The sequence below is a fragment of the Streptomyces sp. NPDC032091 genome, assembly GCF_055580265.1.
Genome location: NZ_JBVILR010000001.1, coordinates 309,326 through 333,974, shown reverse-complemented (window position 1 = coordinate 333,974; position 24,649 = coordinate 309,326). Strand labels below are relative to the sequence as shown.

The 24,649-nt window shown below is 73.9% G+C and carries 21 protein-coding genes; 13 read left to right on the top strand and 8 right to left on the bottom strand.

Annotation, left to right across the window (positions count from 1 at the left end; genetic code table 11):
• Positions 1–118: 118 nt before the first annotated feature.
• From ACZ5NJ_RS01530 to pdhA (ACZ5NJ_RS01520), 3 genes are read right to left on the bottom strand one after another with little or no spacing between them, the layout of a single operon-like run.
• Positions 119–1,576: a dihydrolipoamide acetyltransferase family protein gene (locus tag ACZ5NJ_RS01530; protein WP_468761487.1), complete on the bottom strand. Its 1,458-nt coding sequence runs from the start codon at positions 1,574–1,576 to the stop codon at positions 119–121.
• A gap of 13 nt (positions 1,577–1,589) precedes the next feature.
• On the bottom strand, positions 1,590–2,570 hold the full coding sequence (locus ACZ5NJ_RS01525; RefSeq protein WP_468761484.1) for an alpha-ketoacid dehydrogenase subunit beta: 981 nt from the start codon (positions 2,568–2,570) through the stop codon (positions 1,590–1,592).
• On the bottom strand, positions 2,570–3,784 hold the full coding sequence (gene pdhA, locus ACZ5NJ_RS01520) for a pyruvate dehydrogenase (acetyl-transferring) E1 component subunit alpha (RefSeq protein WP_468761482.1): 1,215 nt from the start codon (positions 3,782–3,784) through the stop codon (positions 2,570–2,572). Before pdhA (ACZ5NJ_RS01520) ends, ACZ5NJ_RS01525 begins: the two co-directional genes overlap by 1 nt.
• 325 nt (positions 3,785–4,109) lie before the next feature.
• Here pdhA (ACZ5NJ_RS01520) and ACZ5NJ_RS01515 point away from each other — a divergent pair, with 325 nt between their 5' ends.
• Together ACZ5NJ_RS01515 and ACZ5NJ_RS01510 are read left to right on the top strand one after the other, a co-directional pair.
• Complete coding sequence (locus tag ACZ5NJ_RS01515; RefSeq protein WP_468761480.1) at positions 4,110–4,769, top strand: response regulator; 660 nt, start codon at positions 4,110–4,112, stop codon at positions 4,767–4,769.
• A 230-nt stretch (positions 4,770–4,999) separates the two neighbouring features.
• The gene (locus ACZ5NJ_RS01510) at positions 5,000–5,428 is read left to right on the top strand and encodes a pyridoxamine 5'-phosphate oxidase family protein (protein ID WP_468761478.1); all 429 of its coding nucleotides are present in this window, start codon (positions 5,000–5,002) and stop codon (positions 5,426–5,428) included.
• 82 nt (positions 5,429–5,510) lie between these two features.
• Here the strand turns inward: ACZ5NJ_RS01510 and ACZ5NJ_RS01505 are convergent, their stop codons facing one another.
• Positions 5,511–7,124, bottom strand: coding sequence for a protein kinase domain-containing protein (locus ACZ5NJ_RS01505; protein ID WP_468761476.1), 1,614 nt, complete (start codon positions 7,122–7,124; stop codon positions 5,511–5,513).
• Positions 7,125–7,350: 226 nt separating this feature from the next.
• On the opposite strand from ACZ5NJ_RS01505, the gene ACZ5NJ_RS01500 reads away from it, so the two are divergent.
• The 10 genes from ACZ5NJ_RS01500 to ACZ5NJ_RS01455 all read left to right on the top strand — a co-directional run bounded on the left by ACZ5NJ_RS01500 (position 7,351) and on the right by ACZ5NJ_RS01455 (position 19,272).
• Positions 7,351–9,015 (top strand): protein kinase domain-containing protein, encoded by a 1,665-nt coding sequence (locus ACZ5NJ_RS01500; protein ID WP_468761473.1) that lies wholly within the window; start codon positions 7,351–7,353, stop codon positions 9,013–9,015.
• A gap of 180 nt (positions 9,016–9,195) precedes the next feature.
• On the top strand, positions 9,196–9,726 hold the full coding sequence (locus ACZ5NJ_RS01495; protein ID WP_468761471.1) for a hypothetical protein: 531 nt from the start codon (positions 9,196–9,198) through the stop codon (positions 9,724–9,726).
• A gap of 70 nt (positions 9,727–9,796) precedes the next feature.
• On the top strand, positions 9,797–10,462 hold the full coding sequence (locus tag ACZ5NJ_RS01490) for a PadR family transcriptional regulator (protein WP_468761469.1): 666 nt from the start codon (positions 9,797–9,799) through the stop codon (positions 10,460–10,462).
• A gap of 25 nt (positions 10,463–10,487) precedes the next feature.
• The gene (locus tag ACZ5NJ_RS01485; protein ID WP_468761467.1) at positions 10,488–11,324 is read left to right on the top strand and encodes an ABC transporter ATP-binding protein; all 837 of its coding nucleotides are present in this window, start codon (positions 10,488–10,490) and stop codon (positions 11,322–11,324) included.
• 101 nt (positions 11,325–11,425) lie between these two features.
• A complete protein-coding gene (locus ACZ5NJ_RS01480; RefSeq protein ID WP_468762001.1) occupies positions 11,426–14,185 on the top strand; it encodes an FtsX-like permease family protein in 2,760 nt (919 codons plus the stop codon).
• 82 nt (positions 14,186–14,267) lie between these two features.
• Positions 14,268–14,810, top strand: coding sequence for a bacterial proteasome activator family protein (locus ACZ5NJ_RS01475; protein ID WP_468761465.1), 543 nt, complete (start codon positions 14,268–14,270; stop codon positions 14,808–14,810).
• A 194-nt stretch (positions 14,811–15,004) separates the two neighbouring features.
• Complete coding sequence (locus tag ACZ5NJ_RS01470; protein ID WP_468761463.1) at positions 15,005–15,895, top strand: NTP transferase domain-containing protein; 891 nt, start codon at positions 15,005–15,007, stop codon at positions 15,893–15,895.
• Positions 15,892–17,187 (top strand): molybdopterin molybdotransferase MoeA, encoded by a 1,296-nt coding sequence (locus ACZ5NJ_RS01465; protein ID WP_468761461.1) that lies wholly within the window; start codon positions 15,892–15,894, stop codon positions 17,185–17,187. The genes ACZ5NJ_RS01470 and ACZ5NJ_RS01465 overlap by 4 nt, the downstream gene beginning before the upstream one ends.
• A complete protein-coding gene (locus tag ACZ5NJ_RS01460; RefSeq protein ID WP_468761459.1) occupies positions 17,175–18,275 on the top strand; it encodes a potassium channel family protein in 1,101 nt (366 codons plus the stop codon). The genes ACZ5NJ_RS01465 and ACZ5NJ_RS01460 overlap by 13 nt, the downstream gene beginning before the upstream one ends.
• A 19-nt stretch (positions 18,276–18,294) precedes the next feature.
• Entirely contained in the window at positions 18,295–19,272 is a 978-nt protein-coding gene (locus ACZ5NJ_RS01455; protein ID WP_468761457.1) for an NAD(P)H-quinone oxidoreductase, read from the top strand.
• A gap of 24 nt (positions 19,273–19,296) precedes the next feature.
• On the opposite strand, the gene ACZ5NJ_RS01450 is transcribed toward ACZ5NJ_RS01455, so the two are convergent.
• A complete protein-coding gene (locus ACZ5NJ_RS01450) occupies positions 19,297–19,857 on the bottom strand; it encodes a TetR/AcrR family transcriptional regulator (RefSeq protein WP_468761455.1) in 561 nt (186 codons plus the stop codon).
• An 83-nt stretch (positions 19,858–19,940) separates the two neighbouring features.
• Between ACZ5NJ_RS01450 and ACZ5NJ_RS01445 the strand changes: the two genes are divergently transcribed.
• On the top strand, positions 19,941–21,062 hold the full coding sequence (locus ACZ5NJ_RS01445; RefSeq protein WP_468761453.1) for an FAD-dependent monooxygenase: 1,122 nt from the start codon (positions 19,941–19,943) through the stop codon (positions 21,060–21,062).
• 22 nt (positions 21,063–21,084) lie between these two features.
• Here ACZ5NJ_RS01445 and ACZ5NJ_RS01440 read toward each other — a convergent pair whose 3' ends face one another.
• The 3 genes from ACZ5NJ_RS01440 to pdhA (ACZ5NJ_RS01430) are packed head-to-tail and all read right to left on the bottom strand — an operon-like array spanning position 21,085 to position 24,550.
• On the bottom strand, positions 21,085–22,410 hold the full coding sequence (locus tag ACZ5NJ_RS01440; protein WP_468761451.1) for a dihydrolipoamide acetyltransferase family protein: 1,326 nt from the start codon (positions 22,408–22,410) through the stop codon (positions 21,085–21,087).
• A complete protein-coding gene (locus tag ACZ5NJ_RS01435) occupies positions 22,410–23,417 on the bottom strand; it encodes an alpha-ketoacid dehydrogenase subunit beta (protein WP_468761449.1) in 1,008 nt (335 codons plus the stop codon). The genes ACZ5NJ_RS01440 and ACZ5NJ_RS01435 overlap by 1 nt, the downstream gene beginning before the upstream one ends.
• Positions 23,414–24,550 carry a pyruvate dehydrogenase (acetyl-transferring) E1 component subunit alpha gene (gene pdhA / locus ACZ5NJ_RS01430; protein WP_468761447.1) on the bottom strand — a complete coding sequence of 379 codons (1,137 nt, stop codon included), beginning with the start codon at positions 24,548–24,550 and terminating at the stop codon, positions 23,414–23,416. Before pdhA (ACZ5NJ_RS01430) ends, ACZ5NJ_RS01435 begins: the two co-directional genes overlap by 4 nt.
• Positions 24,551–24,649: the final 99 nt, after the last annotated feature.

The following is a 24,649-nucleotide window of genomic DNA, read 5'->3' as shown; positions in this document are numbered from 1 at the left end:
TTCCTCCGGGACACCGGTCCGGGACACCAGTCCGCGGCGCCGGTCCGGAGGAACGCCGATGGCCGGCCCCTCCCGGAAGGGGGGACCGGCCATCGGCGGGCGTCGGCTGCCGCAGCGGCTACGACCAGGTGACCAGCCGGCGCGGGTGCTCCAGGACCGCCGCGATGTCCGCGAGGAACTTGGAGCCCAGCTCGCCGTCGATGAGGCGGTGGTCGAACGACAGGGCCAGGGTGGTGACCTGGCGCGGCTTCACCTTGCCCTTGTGGACCCACGGCTGGAGCTTGATCGCGCCGACCGCGAGGATCGCCGACTCGCCGGGGTTCAGGATGGGCGTACCGGTGTCGACGCCGAAGACGCCGACGTTGGTGATGGTGATGGTGCCGTTCTGCATGTCGGCCGGGGAGGTCTTGCCCTCGCGGGCCGTGGCCACCAGGTCCGACAGCGAGGCCGACAGCTCCGCCAGGGTCTTGGTGTGGGCGTCCTTGATGTTCGGGACGATCAGACCGCGCGGGGTGGCCGCCGCGATGCCCAGGTTCACGTAGTGCTTGAGCACGATCTCCTGGGCCGCCTCGTCCCAGGACGCGTTCACGTCCGGGTTGCGGCGGAGGGCGACGAGGACCGCCTTGGCGATCAGCAGCAGCGGGTTGATCCGCAGGCCGGCCAGGTCCGGGTCGTCCTTGAGCTCCTGGACCAGCTTCATCGTCCGGGTCACGTCGAGGGTGATGAACTCGGTGACGTGCGGCGCGGTGAAGGCGGAGCCGACCATGGCCTGGGCGGTGACCTTGCGGACGCCCTTGACCGGGATACGGGTCTCCCGCGCGCCCGGTGCCACGGCGACGGCCGGGACCGGCTCGGCGGGGGCCGCGACGGGCGCGGGGGCCACCGCGGGGGCCGCCGGGGCCTGGACCGCGGGGGCCTGCGGGGCGAGCGCGGCCGCGGCGGCGGCGTGCACGTCCTCGCGGGTCACGACACCGCCGTCACCGGTGGGGACCACCGAGGCCAGGTCGATGCCGAGGTCCTTGGCGAGCTTGCGCACGGGCGGCTTGGCCAGCGGCCGCTCGGCGGCGGCCGCGCCGTTGCCGCCCGCGTGCGCGGTGCCGTTGCGCTCCGCCGGAGCGGGCGCGGCGGGCGCCGGCACGACGGGCATGGGGGCCACGGGCGCGGCGGCCGCCGGGGCGCCCGCCACCGCCTTGCGCGGGCGGCGCTTCGTCGAAGCCTGGGAAACCCCGTAGCCCACCAGCACGGGCTGGCGGCCCTCGGGCGCGGCCTCCTCCGCCGGCTCCTCCACGGCCGCCGGGACGGCAGCGGCGGCCGGGGCCTCCGCGGCGTCGGCGCCGCCGGTCTGCACGGAGATGATGACCTGGCCGACGTCGACCGTCACGCCCTCCTCGAAGAGCAGCGCGTGCACCACTCCGTCGAAGGGGATCGGCAGCTCGACGGCCGCCTTCGCCGTCTCGACCTCGCAGACGACCTGACCGTCGGTGACCGTGTCACCCGGCTGGACGTACCACTTGAGGATCTCGGCCTCGGTCAGGCCCTCGCCCACGTCGGGCATCTTGAATTCGCGGATCGTCATGACGCGGCTCTCCTCAGAACGCCAGCGAGCGGTCGACGGCGTCGAGCACGCGGTCCAGGCCCGGCAGGTACTCGTCCTCCAGGCGGGCCGGCGGGTACGGGGCGTGGAAGCCGCCGACGCGCAGCACCGGGGCCTCCAGGTGGTAGAAGCACCGCTCCGTGATGCGGGCGGCGATCTCGGAGCCGGTGCCGAGGAAGACCGGGGCCTCGTGGACCACGACCAGCCGGCGGGTCTTCTCCACCGACGCCTGGATCCCGTCGAAGTCGATCGGGGACATCGAGCGCAGGTCCAGGACCTCCACCGACTTGCCCTCCTCGGCGGCCGCGGCGGCCGCCTCCAGGCAGACCTTCACCATCGGGCCGTACGCGGCCAGGGTGAGGTCGGCGCCCTCGCGGACCACCCGCGCCTTGTGCAGCTCACCGGGGATGGCGTCGGTGTCGACCTCGCCCTTGTCCCAGTAGCGGCGCTTCGGCTCGAAGAAGATCACCGGGTCGTCGCTGAGGATCGCCTGCTGGAGCATCCAGTACGCGTCGCTCGGGTTCGCGGGGGAGACCACCTTGAGGCCCGCGACGTGCGCGAACAGCGTCTCGGGGGACTCGCTGTGGTGCTCGACCGCACCGATGGCGCCGCCGTAGGGGATGCGGACGACGACCGGCAGCTTGATCTTGCCGAGGGCGCGCGCGTGCATCTTCGCGAGCTGCGTGACGATCTGGTCGTACGCGGGGAAGACGAACCCGTCGAACTGGATCTCCACGACCGGCCGGTAGCCGCGCAGGGCCAGGCCGATGGCGGTGCCGACGATGCCCGACTCGGCGAGCGGGGTGTCGATGACCCGCTCCTCGCCGAAGTCCTTCTGGAGCCCGTCGGTGATGCGGAAGACACCGCCCAGCTTGCCGACGTCCTCGCCCATGATCAGGACCTTGGGGTCGGTGTCCATGGCCTTGCGCAGGGACTCGTTGAGCGCCTTCGCGATCGACATCTTCTCGACGGCCATCAGTGACCCTCCTCGGCCTCGAAGGAAGCGAGGTAGGCGGCGAACTGGGCGCGCTCCTCGTCGACGAGCGCGTGCCCGTCCGCGTAGACGTTCTCGAAGATCGCCATGGTGTCGGGGTCGGGCATGGCGCGCACGACCTCGCGGACCCGCTTGCCGAGGGTCTCGCTCTCCGCCTCCAGCTCCTCGAAGAACGCCTCGTCGGCGCCCCCGGAGGCCAGCAGGTGGGCCTTCAGGCGCAGGATCGGGTCCTTCGCCTCCCAGGCGGCCGTCTCCTCGTCCGCGCGGTACTTCGTCGGGTCGTCGGAGGTGGTGTGGGCGCCCATGCGGTACGTGAACGCCTCGATCAGGGCGGGGCCCTCGCCGCGGCGGGCGCGGTCCAGCGCCCAGCGGGTGACCGCGAGGCAGGCCAGGACGTCGTTGCCGTCGACGCGGATGCCGGGGAAGCCGAAGCCCTGGGCGCGCTGGTAGAGCGGCACGCGCATCTGGCGCTCGGTCGGCTCGGAGATCGCCCACTGGTTGTTCTGGCAGAAGAACACCACGGGGGAGTTGTAGACGGCGGAGAAGTTGAAGGCCTCCATCACGTCGCCCTGGCTGGACGCGCCGTCGCCGAAGTAGGCGATGACGGCGGAGTCGGCGCCGTCCTTGGCCACGCCCATCGCGTAACCGGTCGCGTGCAGCGTCTGCGAGCCGATGACGATCGTGTAGAGGTGGAAGTTGTTGGTGTTCGGGTCCCAGCCGCCGTGGTTCACGCCGCGGAACATGCCGAGCAGGTTCGTCGGGTCGACGCCGCGGCACCAGGCCACGCCGTGCTCGCGGTAGGTCGGGAAGACGTAGTCGTCGTCGCGGAGTGCCCGGCCGGAGCCGATCTGGGCGGCCTCCTGGCCCAGCAGCGAGGCCCACAGGCCCAGCTCGCCCTGGCGCTGGAGGGCGGTCGCCTCGCCGTCGAAGCGGCGGGTGAGGACCATGTCGCGGTAGAGACCGCGCAGGTCGTCGGTGGTGATGTCCGCGACGAAGGCCGCGAATTCCGCCACGTCGGGGTGGTTGTCGACCTCGACCCGTTCACCCTCGGGCGTCAGCAGTTGTACGAGCTGAGGCTCGGCGTCGTGCGGCTGTGCGGTGGCAGCGGCGGTCTTGCGGGCGCTTGCCGCGCCTGCCGCCCGCTTGGTGCCGCTGCTGCGTCGCGGCTTGCGCGCGGCAGTGCTCTCCACGGTCACGTGTGCTCCTCCGTCGGTCCGGCACCCGGGTTCTCCGGGGACCAGTGCGGCTCACCTGTATCCGTACCCGTACACGGGGTGGGTGCACGGCGCGTTTCGGATTCAGGCGTGACAGGTGCCCCGGCGAGTGCCCTGCGCACAGCACGTTACCCAGTGCGACGCATAACTGCGAAACCCCGTTTGACCTGCGATTTTGCTTGGATATCCAAGTAAATCGGCCGCTGCGGGAACAACCACTGGTCACAGCCTTGCAGGCGGCCGGAACAACGGCACGTTATCCCGGGTAACTCCGGCAGGGAAGAGGTGAGTGTGTGAAGATGAGCTTGTGCGCGAAAACGGAAAAATCAAGGTATTTCTCCTGGACGACCACGAAGTAGTACGTCGGGGTGTTCATGAGCTTTTGTCGGTCGAAGAGGACATCGAGATCGTCGGCGAGGCCGGTACCGCCGCGGACGCCCTGGTCCGCATCCCGGCGGTCCGCCCCGACGTGGCCGTCCTCGACGTGCGCCTGCCGGACGGCAGCGGGGTCGAGGTGTGCCGCGAGGTCCGCTCCCAGCACGAGGACATCAAGTGCCTGATGCTCACCTCGTTCGCCGACGACGAGGCTCTGTTCGACGCGATCATGGCGGGCGCCTCGGGCTACGTCCTCAAGGCGATCCGAGGAAACGAGCTGCTCAGCGCGGTGCGTGACGTGGCGGCAGGCAAGTCTCTGCTGGACCCGGTGGCGACCGCGCGCGTGCTGGAGCGGCTGCGCGACGGCAAGAACGGCAAGGGCGACGACCGGCTCGCCAACCTCACCGAGCAGGAGCGCAAGATCCTCGACCTGATCGGCGAGGGGCTGACGAACCGGGTCATCGGCGAGCGGCTGCACCTGGCCGAGAAGACCATCAAGAACTACGTCTCCAGCCTGCTGTCGAAGCTGGGCATGGAGCGCCGCTCCCAGGCCGCCGCCTACGTGGCCCGGCTCCAGGCGCAGAAGCGCTGACCCGCGCCCCAGCCGCACTCCGTCCGCCCCCGAGGCCGCACCAGGCCCGCTCAACCCCCTCGCGAGACCGCACCAGTCCCGCTCGACCCCGCGCCGAGCGGGACGCAACCCCGTTCGAGCGGGTCCCCAGGGGGCGTCGAGTGGACGCGGACGGATTCGGGACCAACGTCCTTCGTCCTGGGGGCGGGCTCCTCTTCCGCGGCCGCCGGCCGGGGTCCGAGAGTGGTCGCATGTCGCCGGAGGAAATGCAGTCCGTGGAAATGCTGCGCCGTGTGCCGTACGGCCGGGTGGCCACCAGCATGCGCGCGCTCCCCTTCCTCGCCGTCGCCCGCCACATCGTGGTGGGCGGCCGGATCGTCCTGAGAATGCACGCCGGATTCGGCTGTCATCACGCCTGTCACGGCAGCGTGGTCTCCTATGGGGCCGACAACTTCAATTCCGGGGCGTCCCGGCTGTGGTCCGTGCAGGTCACGGGCACGGCGCGGCTCGCCGAACCGACCACGGCGGAACTCGAACTCTTCGGTCCGGGGCCGCATTTCGTGGACGGCGAGGTGTTCGATCCGGTCCACCTGCGCATAGAACCGCAGTTCGTCACCGTGCACACCCTCGGGCCGGGAAATGGCGACCGCTACGACCGGGCCCGTCAGCACGCCCTCTGACGGGGGAAAAGCGGGAGCGGACGAGAAAGAGGCCCGGCGGAATGGGAATTCCGCCGGGCCTCTTTCTCGTCCGTACGTACCGCTAGTCGGCGGCGTCGGCGCCGGCCGGGCTGCCGCCGCCCCCGCTGGGCGGGGTCGGGTTCTTGGTGGGCGGCTCCACCGGGGTGGTCTTCGGCGGCGGGGTCGTCGGGTTCTTCGTCTCCGGCGAGGACGATCCGCCCTGGGACGCCGACGGGGTGGTGCTCGGCGTGAACTTGCTGCGGCTCGGGGCGGGCGTGAAGGTGTCCTCGTCGTGCGAGCGTCCCGTCTCCGGGCTCGGCGAGGTCTGCGGGGTGTCCTGCGTGCCCGGGCTGCTCTGCCCCGTGCCGGGGCTGGTCACGCTGGTCTTCGGCTTGCCGCCGCCGCCCGTGCCGAGGCCGCTCTTGACCGCGTACGCGGCACCGCCGGCGATGGCCAGCACCGCCAGCAGGACGAAGAGCCAGACCTTCCACTTCCCGCCGCCGGAGCGGTTGTCGTACCCGTCGTAGCCGTCATAGCCGTCGTACCCGCCGTGGCCGCCCGGTGCGCCGCCGTGGCCGCCGCCGGGGAAGGCCGTGCCGTCGTCCGGGTTCAGCGGGGGCACCATCGGCTGCTGGAACTGCGAGGTCGTGGCGTGCGAGGGGTATCCGGGGCGGGGGCCGCCGCCCGGGCCCGCCGGCATCACCGACGTCGCCGCGCCGCCCGGCTGGCCGTGCGGGAGCGCCATGACGACCGGTCCGGTGTTCCAGGTGCCGGTGTTCGGGCCCTGGTCCTGGAGCATCTGGAGCGCGTACTGGACGAGCCCGCGCATCTCCTCGGCGCTCTGGAACCGGTCGTCGGGGTCCTTGGCGAGGGACCGCATGACGAGGCCGTCGAGCTCCTGCGGGATGTGGTGCCCCTCGGGCAGCTGCGAGGGCGGGACGGGGGCGTCCTGGACGTGCTGGTAGACCACCGACAGGGGGGTCTCGCCGGTGAAGGGGGGCCGCAGCGCGAGCAGTTCGTAGAGCAGGCAGCCGGTGGCGTACAGGTCGCTGCGGTGGTCGACGGCCTTGCCGAGGGCCTGTTCCGGCGACAGGTACTGCGGGGTGCCCATGACCATGCCGGTCTGGGTCATGGTGGACTGCGCGCCGTGCAGGGCGCGGGCGATGCCGAAGTCCATCACCTTCACCGCGCCGGCGTGGGTGATGATCACGTTGGCGGGCTTGATGTCGCGGTGCACGATGCCGTGCTGGTGCGAGTACGCGAGGGCTTCCAGCACGCCCGACACGATGATGAGCGCCTGGTCGGGCCCCGGGGCCTCGGCGCTGAGCAGCAGCTCGCGGATGGTGCGGCCCTCGACCAGCTCCATCACGATGTACGGGACCACGTTCGGGCCGACCCGGTCCTCGCCGGAGTCGTAGACGGCGACCACGGCGTGGTGGTTGAGGCCGGCCACCGACTGTGCCTCACGGGTGAAGCGGGCCTTGGACACGGGGTCCTCGGCCAGGTCGGCGCGCAGCAGCTTCACGGCCACGGTGCGGCCCAGCCGGACGTCCTCGGCCGCGAAGACCTCGGCCATGCCGCCGCGGCCCAGGCGGTGGGTCAGCCGGTAACGGCCGTCCCCCACGATGCCGCCCGCGCCCCAGTGCTCAGGACCGTCGGCCATCCCGGCGCCGTTTCCCTCGGGTTCGGGTGCCATCAGTCCTCGCCGTCGTCTCTCTCGTCCGCTCTAGCGGTGGGGCCTCTTCGGGTGCTCCGGTGAACGCTACAGCCTCCGAACCCGTCACCGTTCGGCTACGGACACCCCGTAGGCCCGTGGTCACGCAGCGGGCACCGGCTTGACGTGTGCTTGCCCTCCGGCAGACTGGGCGCGACATGCGCTCAGCCAGACGCGTAGCAACACAGCCCGAGGGGAAGCAACAGTCATGAGCCAGGACGGCACACAGGGCCGGTACGCAGGCGGCTCCCTGGCCGGTGGCCGTTACCAGCTAAGGGATTTGCTGGGCGAGGGGGGCATGGCCTCGGTCTACCTCGCGTACGACTCCGCGCTCGACCGCCAGGTCGCCATCAAGACGCTCCACAGCGAGCTGGGGCGCGAGGCGTCCTTCCGCGAGCGGTTCCGGCGCGAGGCGCAGGCTGTTGCGAAACTGTCGCACACCAACATCGTCTCGGTCTTCGACACGGGCGAGGGAACCGTCACCTTCGGCGCCGGCGCCGGCGACGAGGCGGTCATGCCGTACATCGTCATGGAGTACGTGGAGGGCCAGCCGCTCGGCTCGGTCCTCGACGCGGACGTGCGCCAGTACGGGGCCATGCCCGCCGACAAGGCCCTGAAGGTGACGGCCGACGTGCTGGCCGCGCTGGAGACCAGCCACGAGATGGGCCTGGTCCACCGCGACATCAAGCCGGGCAACGTGATGATGACCAAGCGCGGCGTGGTCAAGGTCATGGACTTCGGCATCGCCCGGGCCATGCAGTCGGGGGTCACCTCGATGACCCAGACCGGCATGGTCGTCGGCACCCCGCAGTACCTGTCGCCGGAGCAGGCCCTGGGGCGCGGCGTGGACGCCCGCTCCGACCTGTACTCGGTCGGCATCATGCTCTTCCAGCTGCTGACGGGCCGTATCCCCTTCGAGGCCGACTCCCCGCTGGCGATCGCGTACGCGCACGTCCAGGAGGAGCCGGTGGCCCCGTCCTCCATCAACCGCTCCCTCACCCCGGCGATGGACGCGCTGGTGGCGCGGGCGCTGAAGAAGAACCCGAACGAGCGTTTCCCGACGGCCGCGGCCATGCGGGACGAGATCATGCGGGTCATGTCGGCCGGCCACGCCGGCGCCCCGGCCATCGTGCCGGGCGCGCACGCGGGCGGCAGCGGCGCGGGCGTCGGCTCGACCGTGTTCCCGCCGGTGGACGCCGGCTTCCAGGCCCCGCCGGCGCACGCGCTCCAGCAGCCGTACCAGGCCCCGCAGACCCCGCCGCCGTCCCCGTACGCGCAGCCGGCGCCCACGCAGCAGCAGGGCGGGTACGCGTACCCCCAGACGGCGCAGGCGCCGCAGCAGCAGTACGCGCCGCAGACGCCGCCGCCGTTCACCATCTCGCCGAGCCACACGCCGGCCCCGGCGGCCTCCTCGGGCGGCGGGAAGAAGAACACGCCTGTGGTGGTCGGCGCGATCGCGGTGGCCCTGCTGGCCATCGGCGGACTCATCGCCGTGCTGAACATGGGCGACGACACGGACAACACCAACACGGCGGGCCCCGGCTCCTCGGCGGCCGCCTCCGCCTCGGCCTCGGCCAAGGCGGGGCACAAGGGGCCGGACACCTCGCGCACGATCGACGTGGAGAAGTGCAAGAGCCCGACCAAGTCCTACAAGGACGCGACGAAGGTCATGGCCCCGGACTTCCGGTACAAGAACCTGATGTCGATCAAGCAGTGCATCCAGGCGGCCGGCTGGCGGTACAAGATCACGGAACGGGACGAGACCGTCTACGGCCAGGACACGGTGCTGGAGCAGCTGCCCGAGTCCGGGACCGACGTGCCCAAGGAGGGCACGGAGTTCACGCTGGTCGTCTCGACCGGCAATCCGTCGTAGCCGAAGGCCGCCCGCCGCGGTGACCGGCAACCGGTCGCGGCGGGCGGCACTCTGACACCCGGGCATCCCGGGGCACCCTGACGGGTGTCCCGGGATGCCCGTTTTATCCCCCTGTGCCACTCTGAGTGCGGCGCCTCGGATCCCCGGCGTCCCGGCCGCACGGAACGGGAGGGGCACCCCGTGAGACGACGCCTCCGCGTTCCGCACCGGACGGCCGGAGCCGCGCTGGCGGCCGCCGCGCTGCTGGCCACCGCCCCCGTGGGCACGGCCCCCGCCCGCACCCCCGCCGCGGCGGTACGGGCCGGCCCCGCACCCGGCCCCACGGCCCGGGAGCCCTTGGCGGCGGTGGTCGAGGAGGTCCCGGAAGAGGCCTACGAGGAGCTCGCCGGCAGCGCCGGAGGGGTCGGACGGGAGCACCCGGGCCGGCCCGCGGACGCCCCGGCCGACCCCGAGCTCACCACCGCCTCCCGGCCCCTGCGCCCGGTGCGGCCGGCCCCGCGCCCGGACGGCCGCGAGCGCCCCGCGAACCAGCGCCCCGCCACCCCGCCGAGCCCCGCGCCCAGCGGCACGTCCCAGGTCTCGGCGCTGGGCACCGAGCCGAACGAGCGGGTCGCCGACCTGGCCGCCCATCTGCTCCCGCTGGGCACCGGCCTGGCCCTCATGGGCATGGGCCTGGGGTACATGGGCGTACGGCTGCGCCGGGGCCGCTAGCGGCCGCCGACCCGACTCACTGGGCATACTCGGTATACATACTCGGTATGCCCCTGTATACATACTGAGTATGTCGATCCGCCACGGCCTTCTGGCGCTGCTGGAACGGGGCCCCCGTTACGGCTCCCAGCTGCGCACCGAATTCGAATCCCGCACCGGCTCCACCTGGCCGCTCAACGTCGGGCAGGTGTACACCACCCTCGCCCGCCTGGAGCGCGACGGGCTCGTCGCACCCGGCGGGGAGGACGCCGCCGGGCACACCCTCTACGCCATCACCGACACCGGGCGCGACGAGCTGCGCGCCTGGTACGAGCGCCCGGTGGACCGCACCAACCCGCCCCGCGACGAGCTGGCCATCAAGCTGGCCATGGCCGTCGGAGCCCCCGGCGTGGACATCCGCGCCGTCATCCAGTCCCAGCGGCACGCCACGGTCAAGGCGATGCAGGACTACACCCGGCTCAAGGCCCGGGCCCTGGCCGCCATCGAGAGCGGGCAGGCGCACGAACGCGACGACGTGGCCTGGCTGCTGGTGCTGGAGCAGCTGATCTTCCAGACCGAGGCCGAGGCCCGCTGGCTCGACCACTCGGAGGCCCGGCTCGTCCGGCTGGCCGCGCTCGGCACGACCGCCGCCGCACCCGCGCCCGCGCCCGACGGGCCGTCGACGCCCCCGCCGCCCCCGGCGGCGGCCGCCACCGGCCCGACCACCGGCCCCGCCGCCCGCACGCGGCGGGGCTGAACAGCCCTTCCAAGGGGGACCCTTCATGCCCGACCAGCAGCACCGCTCCCACCCGTCCCACCCGGGGCAGCCGTCCCACCCGGGGCAGCCGTCCCACCCGGGGCAGCCGTCCCACCCGGGGCAGCCGTCCCAGCCCTCCGCGCCCGTGCTCCGGCTGGAGAACCTCGTCCGCACGCACGGCAGCGGCGCCACCGAGGTGCACGCCCTGCGCGGGATCCACCTCTCCGTCCACCCCGGCGAACTCGTGGCCGTCATGGGCCCCTCCGGCTCCGGCAAGTCCACCCTCCTCACCCTCGCCGGCGGGCTCGACACCCCCACCAGCGGCCGGGTCCTGGTCGAGGGCGTCGACATCACCACCGCGGGCCGCCGCAAGCTGGCCGCCCTGCGCCGCCGCAGCATCGGCTACGTCTTCCAGGACTACAACCTCATACCGGCCCTCACCGCCGCCGAGAACGTGGCCCTGCCCCTCGAACTCGACGGGACCTCCGCCCGCAGGGCCCGCACCGCCGCCCTCGCCGCCCTGGAGGAGATCGGCCTGCGCTCCCTCGCGGACCGCTTCCCCGACGAGATGTCCGGCGGCCAGCAGCAGCGCGTGGCCATCGCCCGCGCCCTGGTCGGCGACCGCCGCCTGGTCCTGGCCGACGAACCCACCGGCGCCCTCGACTCCGAGACCGGCGAGTCCGTGCTCGCCCTGCTGCGGCTGCGCTGCGACGCCGGCGCGGCCGGGGTCCTGGTCACCCACGAGCCCCGCTTCGCCGCCTGGGCGGACCGGGTCGTGTTCCTGCGCGACGGCAACGTCGTCGACGAGACCCTGCGCAGCCACGCCGACTCGCTGCTCTCCGGGCGGGCGGCCGGCCTGTGACCTTCCCGCTCGCCTCCTGGTACCACTCCTGGATCGCGGCGCTGCGCATCGCCCGCCGCGACGCCTGGCGCGCCAAGGGCCGCAGTGCCCTCGTCCTCGCGATGATCGCCCTTCCGGTCGTCGGGGCCAGCGCGATCGACCTCACCCTGCGCAGCGCCGAACTCACCCCCGCGCAGGCGCTGTCCCGCCGGATCGGCGCCGCGGACGCCCGGATCGACCGGACCGGCCTCGACGGGCCCATCCACCAGCGCCCCGACGCGGAGAGCTACGCGCCCGTCGGCGGCTACGACACGTACCGCCCAGACCCGGAGAAGAAGGACGCCCCGCTCAAGGCCGTCGTCCCGGCCGGCGCCGAGGCCGTCCAGATGAGCTCGTCCGGGGTCAAGGTGCACACCCGGCACGGCCTGCTGGACACGCAGCTGCGCGAGCTCGACGTGCACCACCCCCTCGCACAGGGCGTCGTCACCCCGCTGCGCGGCCGGCTCCCGCACGAGCCCGGCGAGGTCATCGCCACCGCCGCCTTCCTGGAGCACTCCGGGCTCTACGTCGGCTCCTCGGTGACCCCGCGCGGCGCGAGCGCCCCGTACCGGATCGTCGGCTCCTACGAGCTGCCCTCCGAGCTCGCGCGCGACGAACTGCTCGCCCTGCCCGGCACCCTGCTCGCCCCGCTCGACAAGGCCCTGGCCGCCACCGGGGCGTCCGGGCTGAACGTCACCGACTCCTTCCTCGTGAAGGTCGGCGGCGATGGTTTCACGTGGAACATGGTCAAGGAGGCCAACGCCAAGGGCGGGCTCGTCCTCTCCCGCACCGTCGTGGAGCACCCGCCCGCCGACTCCCAGGTGCCGCTGTACGCGCAGGAGCCGAAGGGGCGGTTCGCCACGCCGGGGCTGAACGGGGGCCGGTTCACCGAGAAGGCCACCGTGGCCACCGTCGTGGGCCTGGCCCTGCTGGAGGTCTGCCTGCTCGCCGGGCCCGCCTTCGCGGTCGGCGCCCGGCGCTCGCGCCGCCAGCTGGGCCTGGTCGGCGCCAACGGCGGTGACCGCCGGCACATCCGGGCCATCGTCCTGTCCGGCGGCCTGGTCATCGGCGCCGCGGCCGCCGTCGTCGGCTGCGCGCTCGGCGTGGGGCTCACCGTCGGGCTGCGGCCGCTCCTGGAAGAGAAGATCGGCATCCGCTTCGGCGCCTTGGACTTCCGCCCCGCGGAACTCCTGGGGATCGCGCTGCTCGCCGTCCTGACCGGTCTGCTGGCCGCGTTCGTCCCCGCCGTCACCGCCTCCCGGCAGACGGTCCTGGCCTCCCTCACCGGCCGCCGCGGCATCCGGCGCGCCAACCGGGTCCTGCCCGTGATCGGACTGCTCGCCGTGGCCGGCGGCGTCGCGATCGCCCTCTACGGGACCCGCTACCGGGTCAGCCCCAACCTCGTCGCGGCCGGAAGCGCCCTCGCCGAGCTGGGCGTCGTGGCCCTCACCCCGCTGCTGGTGGGCCTGTTCGGGCGGCTGGGCCGGTGGCTGCCGCTGTCGCCGCGGCTCGCGCTGCGCGACGCCGTCCGCAACCGGGGGCGTACGGCTCCGGCCGTGGCCGCCGTCCTGGCCGCCGTCGCCGGAACCGTGGCGGTGTCCACGTACCAGCACAGCCGGGACGTCCAGGCCCGTCACGAGTACGTCGCCGAACTCCCGGCCGGCGCGGGCCTGCTGAGCGCGAGCGACAACAGCTCCCACCGGGAGGTCCCGGCGGCCCGCGAGATCCTCGGCAGGACCCTGCCGGTGGCGGTACGGGCCGATGTGGACCGCCTGGTGGCCGGCAACCCGAACTGCGAGTCGTTCTCCACGTCGCCGGGCTGCGGGCGGGTCGAGCTCATCGTGCCGAAGGAACAGCGCTGCCCGCTCTACGAGTCCGAGCACGGGCCCGCCGACTTCCCGAAGGAAGAGGCGAAGAAGCTGCGCCAGGACCCGCGTTGCGCGCTCCCCCGGCGCCCGGGCTCCTCGTTCCAGACGATCGTGGCGGACGAGAAGCTCCTCCAGGTCCTGGCCGTCACGGACCCGGGGTCGGTGGCCGCCCTGAAGGCGGGACGGCCCGTCGCCTTCGACCGCCGCGCGGTGAAGGACGGGAAGATCACCCTCCGGGTGGTCACCGACCCGGTCGCGGCGCAGAAGGCCACCGCGACCCACGCCGAACTGCCGGGCCAGGACAAGGTCCTCGGCGTCCACCAGGCGCCCGAGGGCGTCGAGTCCTGGGGCGTGGGCGTCGTCCTGCCACCCTCCGCGGTGCGGGCCGCCGGCATCGCCACGGCCCCGGTCGGGTCGTACTTCCGCCTGGAGACGGCCGCCACCACCGAACAGCGGCAGCGGCTGGACGGGGAGATCGACCGCACCGGTGCCGACGTCCGCGTCTCGATCGAACGCGGCTACCAGGGGGACAGCACCATCGGCATGCTGGCCCTCGCCGTGTTCGCGGGCCTGGTCACCATCGGCGCGGCCGGCATCGCGACCGGTCTGGCCCAGGCGGACTCCGAGGCCGACCTGAAGACGCTGGCGGCGGTCGGCGCGGCTCCGCGCGTGCGCCGCACCCTCAGCGGCTTCCAGTGCGGGGTGGTGGCCCTGATGGGCGTCGTCCTCGGTTCGGCGGCGGGCGTCCTGCCGGCGGTCGGCCTGCGCCTGACCCAGGAACGCGAGCAGCGGAGCCTGCTGCTGCACAGCATCGAGGCCGGCTACTCCACCCCCGACGAGACCCTCTACGTCCCCATCGCCATCCCGTGGGACACCCTCGCCGGGCTCCTCGTCGCCGTGCCCCTGGGCGCGGCGCTGCTGGCCGCCGTGGTCACCAGGTCGAACGGCGCCCTGGCCCGCCGGGCGACGGGATGACGTTGCCGCCCCCGCACAGGGTGGATCACGCCCGTGCGGGGGCACACCGTGTGAGAACGAAGGTGTGCGAGAGAATGACGGCATGGAGATGCCGAGGAGTGAACGGTCGCAGGACAGTCCCCCGCACGTCCTGATCGTGGGACAGGACGGGAAGGCGGTCGGCGGCGCCGATGACGAGTCGCGCGAGGTCCCGGTGACGGAAATGGTCGAACAGCCCGCCAAGGTCATGCGGATCGGCAGCATGATCAAGCAACTTCTGGAAGAGGTCCGCGCCGCACCTCTGGACGAGGCCAGCCGGGTCCGTCTCAAGGACATCCACGCGGCGTCGGTGAAGGAACTGGAAGACGGCCTGGCCCCGGAGCTGGTCGAGGAACTGGAACGCCTCTCCCTGCCGTTCACCGAGGAGGCGATCCCGTCCGAGGCGGAACTCCGGATCGCGCAGGCACAATTGGTGGGATGGCTGGAGGGCCTCTTCCACGGCATCCAGACGGCCCTGTTCGCCCAGCAGATGGCGGCGCGGGCCCAACTGGAGCAGATGCGCCGCGCGTTGCCCCCGGGCGGCTCCCACGACGACGAGGACGAAGACGGCCCCCACGGAGCCATCCGCTCGGGCCCGTACCTCTAGGGGGTGTCCGCAAAGTCCCGCCTGCCCCGCGGGCGGACGACGCTACTTTGCGGACACCCCCTAGGCCACCCCGCCGGCGGGGCTCCTCCCAGCTCCGCCGGCGCCGGCTGCTCCGGCCCCGCCCGCAGCCGGCGGATCAGCAGGGGGTGAGCGGGCTCCGCCGCACCCCCGAGGGGCCCCGCATACTCGGGGACATGAGCTACGACGCCATCGTCCTCGCCGGCGGAGCCGCACGGCGCCTCGGCGGGGCCGACAAGCCCACCCTCCCGGTGGGCGGCCGCACCCTCCTCGACCGCGTCCTGGCGGCCTGCCCGGACGCCGCCGCGACGGTGGTCGTCGGCGCCCGCAGGCCCACCGCCCGCCCGGTCGACTGGACCCTGGAGGCCCCGCCCGGCGGCGGCCCGGTGGCCGCGCTCCACGCCGGCCTGCGGCGGACGACCTCCGCGCTGGTCCTCGTGCTCTCCGCGGACCTCCCCTTCCTCGACGCGGACACCGTCCGCGCCCTGCTCGCGGCCGCCGCCGGCGGCCCGGGCGACGGGGCCCTCCTCAAGGACCCCGGCGGCCGCGACCAGCCCCTCGTCGCCGCCTACCGCGCCGAACCCCTGCGCCGCGAGATCGCCCTGCTCGCCACCGAGCACGGCACCCTCCACGGCCTCCCCCTGCGCGCGCTCACCGCCGAGCTGGAACTGGTCCGGGTCACCGCCGCTGCGCCACTCGCCTCCTTCGACTGCGACACCTGGGAGGACCTGGCGACGGCCCGCGCCCGGATCAGGGAGCATGGGCACGTGCTGGACCAATGGATCAACGCCGCCAAGAACGAGCTCGGCATCGACATCGACGTCGACACCAAGACGCTGCTCGACCTCGCCCGCGACGCCGCCCACGGTGTCGCCCGGCCCGCCGCGCCGCTGACGACCTTCCTCGTGGGCTACGCCGCCGCCCGCGCCGAGGCGGCCGGCGCCGACCCCGCCCGGGCCGTCGCCGAGGCTTCCCGGAAGGCCGCCGACCTGGCCCTGCGCTGGGCGGCCGAGGCCGGATCCCCCGACCCCGAGCCCACCGACCCCGAGGGGAACGGCTCTCCATGACCCGTACCGACGCCGACGGCGCCCTGGACGAGGCCCTCGCCCTCGTGAGCCGCACGCCCACCCCCGAGCCGGGCCACCGGGCCAGCGCCTGGCAGCGCGCCCGGGAGAGCGCCGCCCTGGCCGGTACGACCGTCCGGGCCCGCACCCACCGGGTGGCCCTCGCGGACGCGCTCGGCGAGGTGCTGACCACCTCCCTGGACGCCCTCGGCGACCTGCCGTCCTTCGACACCTCCGCCATGGACGGCTGGGCCGTCGCCGGACCGGGCCCCTGGTCCGTGCGCCCCGGCGACGGGATCCTCGCCGGGGGCACCGCCGGCGCCTCCCCCGCGCCCCTGGCCGACGGTGAGGCCGTACGGATCGCCACCGGCGCCCGGATCCCCGCCGACACCACCGCCGTGATCCGCAGCGAGCACGCCCGCGAGTCGGGCGGCCAGCTGTACTCCACCCGGCCCGTCGGCACCGGCCAGGACATCCGCCCGCGCGGCCAGGAATGCCGCTCCGGCGACCCGCTGCTCCCGGCCGGCTCCCTCGTCACCCCCGCCGTCCTCGGTCTGGCCGCGGCCGCCGGGTACGACGAGCTCGTCACCCGGCCGCGGCCGCGCGTGGAGGTCCTCGTCCTCGGCGACGAGTTGCTCACCGAGGGCCTCCCCCACGACGGCCTGATCCGCGACGCCCTGAGCCCCATGCTCGCGCCCTGGCTCACCCGCGTCGGAGCCGAGGTCGTCTCCACCCGCCGGCTCGGCGACGACCCGGCCGGGGCCGAGGCCCTCTTCCAGGCGATCACCGGATCCACCGCCGACGTGGTCGTCACCACCGGCGGCACCGCCTCCGGCCCCGTCGACCACGTCCACCCCGTCCTGGAACGGGCCGGCGCCGAGCTGCTCGTGGACGGGGTCGCCGTGCGCCCCGGCCACCCGATGCTGCTGGCCCGCCTCGGGGACCGTACGGACGGCCGCCACGTGGTCGGCCTCCCCGGCAACCCCCTCGCCGCCGTGTCCGGCCTGCTGACCCTCGCCGAGCCGCTGCTGCGCGCCCTCGCCGGCCGCCGCCAGCGCCCCCGCTACGCCGTACCGGTCCAGGGCGACGTGCCCGGGCACCCGTACGACACCCGGCTGGTGCCGGTCCTGCTGACCGACGAGCACGCCGTACCGCTGCGCTACAACGGCCCGGCGATGCTGCGCGGGGTGGCCGCCGCCGACGCGCTGGCCGTCGTCCCGCCGCACGGGGCGCGCAGCGGGCAGGAGCTGGAGGTCCTCGACCTGCCGTGGGCCGCGGGGGGATGTTTCACGTGAAACTCCACGGCCAGGACGCGATGGCCCGCGGCGCCGACGAGAGACTCGTCGCGCGGCGCGTCAAACTGCCCAAGCGGGTGGTGGAAAGGCCGCTGCGCCAGGTCACGCGCCGACTGCTGATGGCGCTGTTCGTGCTGTGCCTGACGGTCCTGATCGTGTGGCTCGACCGCGAGGGCTACCACGACAACGCCAACGACAAGGTCGACTTCCTCGACTGCGTCTACTACGCGACCGTCACCCTGTCGACGACCGGTTACGGCGACATCGTCCCGTACAGCGACAGCGCACGGCTGGTCAACGTCCTGCTGATCACGCCGCTGCGCGTGCTGTTCCTGATCATCCTGGTCGGCACCACCCTGGAGGTCCTGACCGAACGCACCCGGGAAGAGTGGCGGTTGAACCGCTGGAGGAAGAACTTGCGCGAGCACACGGTCGTCGTCGGCTTCGGCACCAAGGGCCGCTCGGCGCTCCAGACGCTGCTGGCGACCGGCCTCCCGAAGGAGCAGGTCGTCATCGTCGACCCCAGCGCCAAGGTCATCGACATGGCCAACTCGGAGGGGTTCACGGGGGTCGTCGGTGACGCCACCCGTTCCGAGGTGCTGCTGCGTGCCGAGGTCGGGAAGGCCCGTCAGGTCATCATCGCGACCCAGCGGGACGACACCGCGGTCCTGGTCACCCTGACGGCCCGGCAGCTCAACCGGGGCGCGAAGATCGTGACGGCGGTCCGCGAGGAGGAGAACGCCCCGCTGCTGAAGCAGTCCGGGGCGGACGCCGTCATCACGAGCGCGAGCGCCGCCGGACGGCTGCTGGGCCTGTCCGTGCTCAGCCCGAGGGCGGGCGCGGTGATGGAGGACCTGATCCATCAGGGCAGCGGCCTGGACCTGATCGAGCGGCCCGTGAACCGGTCCGAGGTGGGCCGGGGCGTACGGGAGACCGACGACTTGGTCGTCAGCGTGGTCCGCGGGCACCGCCTGCTCCCGTACGACGATCCGCACGCGAGCCCCCTCCAGCTGACGGACCGGCTGATCACCATCGTCCGCGCCACTCCCCCGACGACCCCTCAGGTCACGCTCGGCCCGGCGGAGTAGGCGCGGTAGATTCCGGGCCATGCATGCGATCACCATCGAGCAGCCGGGCGGCCCCGAGGCCCTCGTCTGGGCCGACGTACCCGATCCGGTGGCGGGCGAGGGCGAGGTGCTCGTCGAGGTCGCGGCGAGCGCCGTGAACCGCGCCGACGTCCTGCAGCGGCAGGGCTTCTACGATCCCCCGCCGGGGGCTTCGCCCTATCCCGGTCTGGAGTGCTCCGGACGCATCGCGGCCCTGGGGCCGGGGGTGTCCGGCTGGGCGGTGGGCGACGAGGTGTGCGCCCTGCTGTCGGGCGGCGGGTACGCGCAGAAGGTCGCCGTTCCGGCGGGCCAGCTGCTGCCGGTCCCGCAGGGCGTGGGTCTGGTGGAGGCGGCGGCGCTCCCGGAGGTCGTCGCGACGGTGTGGTCCAACGTGTTCATGGTCGCGGGGCTGCGGCCGGGCGAGACCCTGCTGGTGCACGGCGGTTCGAGCGGCATCGGCACCATGGCGGTCCAGCTGGGCAAGGCCGTGGGCGCGCGGGTGGCGGTGACGGCGGGCGGCAAGGAGAAGCTGGCCCGCTGTGCGGAGCTGGGCGCGGACGTCCTGATCGACTACCGCGAACAGGACTTCGTGGAGGAGCTGAAGGGGGCGACCGGCGGGGCCGGCGCGGACGTGATCCTGGACATCATGGGCGCGAAGTACCTCGCGCGGAACCTGGAGGCGCTGGCCGTGAACGGCCGGCTCGCGGTGATCGGCTTCCAGGGCGGGGTGAAGGCGGAGCTGGACCTGCGGATGCTCCTGGCGAAGCGGGGGGCCATCACGGCGACCTCGCTGCGGGCCCGTCCGCTGGAGGAGAAGGCGGCCATCATCGCGGCGGTACGGGAGCACGTGTGGCCCCTGATCGACTCGGGCCGGGTCCGTCCGGTGGTGCACGCGTCCTACCCCGTCGCCGAGGCCGCCGAGGCCCACCGCGTCCTGGAGTCCAGCGCCCACGTGGGCAAACTCCTGCTGACGTTCTGACGTCGGACGTTCCGCTCCGACGGCTCAGCGCAGGGCCGCGGCGACCAGGCCCTCCAGCGCCTCGCGGGGGACCTCGCGGGCCCCGGCCGGCAGGTGTTCGAGCACCAGCCCGTCGACGCAGGCGAGGAGGGTGAGGGTGCGCGTCTCGGGGTCGGGGACGCCGTGCGCGGCCAGGAAGGCCCGTACGGCGTCCCGCCCGGCGTTCTCGCGCGGGACGAGGATCTCGCGCAGTTCCGGGTCCCGGACGCTCTCCAGTACGCACGCGTAGCGGGCCAGGGAACGCCGCCGCCCCTCCCCGGTGAGCCGGGCGGCGGTGAGCGCGGCGAGCCCGTCGGCGAGCGAGGCGGGGGTGAGCGGCAGCGGGGTGTGCTCCCCGGCGGCCTGGAGCTCGGCCTGGTCCCGGTCCACGAGGCGGCGTACGAGGGCGGTCAGCAGGGCGGCCCGGGTGCGCAGGTAGGCCGAGGTGGTCCCCGGGGGCATCCCGGCGGCCCGGTCGACCGCGCGGTGGGTCAGCCCGCGCATGCCCAGGTCGGCCAGTACGGCGATGGCGGCGTCGGCCAGCACGGTCCGTCGTTCTTCACTCACCCCCTCTTTCTACACCTGTAGAAGCCCGGGGTAGTCTCCGCCCCAGGACTTCTACAGGTGTAGAAACGGGAGGGGCGGAGATCATGACGGCACGACGGGCCCTGGTCATCGGCGGCGGCATCGGCGGACTCTCGGCGGCCATCGGACTGCACCGCACCGGGTGGGAGGTCCGCGTCCTGGAACGCGCCCCCGTCCTGGAGGACGCGGGCGCGGCGATCTCCCTCGCCGCCAACGGGATCCGCGCGCTGGACGCACTGGGCGTGGGCGCGGACGTCCGGGCGGCCGCCCACCCCCAGTACACGGGCGGCACCCGCACCCCGGACGGCCGCTGGCTGTCCCGGATGGACGGCAGGGCCCTCGAACGCGCCCTCGGCACACCGGTCACCGGCATCCCGCGCGCGGTGCTGCACCGGCTGCTGCGGGAGGCCCTCCCGGCCGGCTGCCTGCGGACGGGCACCGGCACCCTCGACGCCGCGGCCGACGCCGACCTGGTCGTGGCGGCGGACGGGATCCGCAGCGGGATCCGCGCGGAGCTCTTCCCGGCCCACCCCGGACCCGTCTACAGCGGCTCGACGGTGCTGCGCGCCATCACCGCGGAACCGGTGGGCACGGACGCCGACTTCGCGCTGACCTGGGGCCCGGGGGCGGAGTTCGGGCACATCGACCTCGCGGACGGCCGCGCCGAATGGCACGCCGTCCTCACGGGCCCGCCGGGGGTCCGGCACCCGGACCCGCTGTCCGTCCTGGAGCGCCGCTTCGCGCACTGGCACGCCCAGGTGGGCGCGCTGTTGGCGGCGACCCGGCCCGAGGACGTCCTGCACCACGACGTCCACGAGCTGGCGGCCCCGCTGCCCGCGTACGCCGTGGGGCGGGTGGCCCTGCTCGGGGACGCGGCCCACGCCATGACCCCGAACCTGGGGCAGGGGGCGTGCCAGGCACTGGAGGACGCGGTGGTGCTGGCGGCGGAGCTGGCGGGCGGGGGGCCGGTCGCCCCCGCGTTGTCCCGCTACGACGCGGTGCGCCGGCCGCGGGCCCAGGCGGTCGCACGAGCGGCCCGCCGGGCCGGTCGCCTGGGCCACGCCCTGACGCACCCCCTCGCGGTGTCGGCCCGCAACACCGCCCTCCGCCTCGCCCCTTCCGGGGCCACCGTCCGCGCCCTCCTCCGCCCGGCCGACTGGACCCCGCCGGCCCTGCCGCCGCCCTGACGGGCCGCCGCGGGGCCGGCCGCTACAGGGCGCGCAGCAGCACCGCCGGGTTCTCCACACAGTCGGCCACGTACCGGAGGAACCCCCCTGCGGCCCCCCCGTCGCAGACCCGGTGGTCGAAGGTCAGGGACAGCTGGACGACCTGACGGACGGCCAGTTCCCCGCGGTACACCCACGGCTTCGGGATGATCCGGCCCACGCCGAGCATCGCCGCCTCCGGGTGGTTGATGATCGGCGTGGAGCCGTCCACCCCGAACACCCCGTAGTTGTTCAGCGTGAACGTCCCGCCCGTCAGGTCCGAGGGGGCCAGCTTCCCCGCCCGGGCCAGCTCCGTCAGCCGGGCGAACTCCGCCGACAGGGACTCCGGGCTGCGGGTCTGGGCGTCGCGGACGACCGGGACCATCAGCCCGCGCTCGGTCTGGGCGGCGAAGCCCAGGTGGACGGCCGGGAGCCGGACGATCTCGTTCGCGGCGAGGTCCACCGTGGAGTTGAGCTCCGGGTACCGCGCCAGCGCGGCCGTGCAGATCCGGGCCAGCAGCGCGAGCACCGAGATCTTCGGGCCGTCCACGGCGTTCATCGCGGCCCGCGCCGCCATCAGCTCGGTGGCGTCGGCGTCGACCCAGCAGGTGGCCTCGGGAATCTCGCGCCGGCTGCGGGAGAGCTTCTCCGCCACCGCGCCGCGCAGACCCTTGAGGGGGATCCGCTCGCCCTGCGCGGCCACCGCCGCGGGGGCGGCCACCGGCTCGGGGGCCCGGAGGGCGGCTTCCACGTCGGCCCGCAGGATCAGGCCCTCCGGCCCGGATCCGCGCAGCGCCCGCAGGTCCACCCCGTTGTCCCGGGCCAGCTTGCGCACCAGAGGCGAGATGACGGGCACCGGCCCGGCGGGAACCGCCGGAGCCGCGGGGACCGGGGCCGCCGGGACGGGAACCGGAGCCGGAGCGGCCACGGGCGCCGACACCGCGGCGGTGACGGGCCGCACCCGCCGCCGACGCGCCGGGCGCGAGTGGTCCGAGCCGTACCCGATCAGCGGCCGGGGCGCGGTGCCGGAGCCTTCGGCGTCCGCCTCGGCGACCGGTGCCGCCGCCCCGGCGGGCGCCGACTCCGCGCCCACCGCCACGGTGATCAGCGGGGCGCCGACCGGCAGCTCCTCGCCCTCCTCGCCGAACCGGGCGGTGACCACACCGCCGTACGGACAGGGCACCTCCACCATCGCCTTGGCCGTCTCGACCTCGACGACCGGCTGGTCGATGGCGACGACGTCGCCCACCGCCACCAGCCACCGCACGATCTCGGCCTCGGTGAGCCCCTCGCCGAGGTCCGGCAGCTTGAATTCCATGACCTGCGGCATCAGTTCTCCCACTGCAGGCGGGCCACCGCGTCCAGGATCCGCTCCACACCGGGCAGGTGGTGCTTCTCCAGCATCGGCGGCGGATACGGGATGTCGAAACCGGTCACCCGCAGCACCGGCGCCTCCAGGTGGTGGAAGCAGCGCTCCGTCACGCGGGCGGCGATCTCCGCGCCCGGGCCGCCGAAGCCGCCGGCCTCGTGGACCACCACCGCGCGCCCGGTGCGCCGTACGGAGGCGACGACCGTGTCCTCGTCGAAGGGGACGAGCGAGCGGAGGTCGACGACCTCCAGGTCCCAGCCCTCCTCGCGCGCCGCCTCGGCCGCCTCCAGGCAGACCGGCAGCGAGGGCCCGTAGGTGATCAGGGTGGCGCTCGTACCCGTCCGCCGGACCAGCGCCCTGCCGATCCCGGGGACGGCCGCCGGCGCGTCCGGCGACCACTGCGCCTTCGACCAGTAGAGCCGCTTCGGCTCCAGGAAGACCACCGGGTCGTCGCTCGCGATCGAGGCCCGCAGCAGCCCGTACGCGTCCTCGACGGTCGCCGGGGTCACCACCGTCAGACCGGGCGTGGCCACGTAGTACGCCTCGGAGGAGTCGCAGTGGTGCTCGACGCCGCCGATGCCGCCGCCGTACGGCACGCGGATGGTGATCGGCAGCGGCATCGCGCCCCGAGTGCGGTTGCGCATCTTCGCCACGTGCGAGATGAGCTGCTCGAACGCCGGGTAGGCGAACGCGTCGAACTGCATCTCCACGACCGGCCGCAGCCCGTACATGGCCATGCCGACCGCGGTGCCGAGGATGCCGGCCTCCGCGAGCGGGGTGTCCGTGACCCGGTCCTCGCCGAACTCCTTCGCGAGCCCGTCGGTGATCCGGAAGACCCCGCCGAGCGTGCCGACGTCCTCGCCCATCACGTGGACGGTGGGGTCCTCGGCCATCGCGTCGCGCATGGCCCGGGTCAGGGCCTGCGCCATCGTCGCGGGCTTGGCGCCCGGCTCGGCGATCGTCGTCATGCGTCGTCCTCGGCTTCCAGTTCGGCGCGCAGCACGGCCGCCTGTTCGCGCAGCCGGCCGGTCTGCTCGGCGTAGACGTGCGCGAAGAGGTCCATCGGGTCCAGTACGGGCTCGGCGTTCATCCGCTCGCGCAGGTCCGCCGCCATCGCCTCGGCCGCGTCGCGCGCCTCCCGGATGCCCGTCTCGTCCAGCCAGCCGCGCCCGGTCAGCTCGCGCTCCAGCAGCTCGACGGGGTCGTGCGCCTTCCAGGACTCGACCTCGGAGTCGGAGCGGTAACGAGTCGCGTCGTCGGCGTTCGTGTGGGCCTCCATCCGGTAGGTGACGGCCTCGATCAGCGTCGGGCCGCCGCCCGAGCGCGCCCGGTGCACGGCCTCGGTGAGGACCTCGTGCAGGGCGGCGACGTCGTTGCCGTCGACCAGGCGGCCGGGCATCCCGTACCCCACGGCCTTGTGGGCCAGGGTCGGGGCGGCCGTCTGCTTGGCGAGCGGTACGGAGATGGCGAAGCCGTTGTTCTGGACGAGGAAGACCACCGGGGCCTGCCAGACGGCGGCGAAGTTCAGCGCCTCGTGGAAGTCGCCCTCGCTGGTGCCGCCGTCGCCGACCATGGCGAGCGCCACGACGTCGTCCCCGCGCAGCCGCGCGGCGTGCGCCACGCCGACCGCGTGCGGGAGCTGGGTGGCGAGCGGGGTGCAGAGGGGGGCTATGCGGCGCTCGCGCGGGTCGTAGCCGGTGTGCCAGTCGCCGCGCAGCAGGGTGAGGGCCTCCACGGGGTCCAGCCCGCGCGCCACGGCCGCGAGGGTGTCGCGGTAGCTGGGGAAGAGCCAGTCCTGCTCCTCCAGGACCAGCGCGGCCGCGATCTCGGCGGCCTCCTGCCCGACGGTGGAGGGGTACACGGCGAGACGGCCCTGCCGGGTGAGCGCCGTGGCCTGCGCGTTGTAGCGGCGGCCCCGCACCAGCTCGGCGTAGTAGCGGCGCATCAGCGCGGGGTCGAGGCGCTCGGCGGCCGCGGTGCCCAGGACCCGGTGGGGTTCGGGGTCCGGGAGCAGCGGAGCGGCGTCCGTGCGGGGCCTCCAGGCGGGCGGCGGGGTGACACGGTGGGACGCACCGGCACCGGGCAGCTCTTGGACCGTCATGGCGGCGTACACCTCCTCGTGGGAAGCGGGCGGGGCGGGCCCCCGGTTGTGGGGTGCCTCACCTACCGATTGTTCGGTCGTCAGCGCAATTTGGCTACA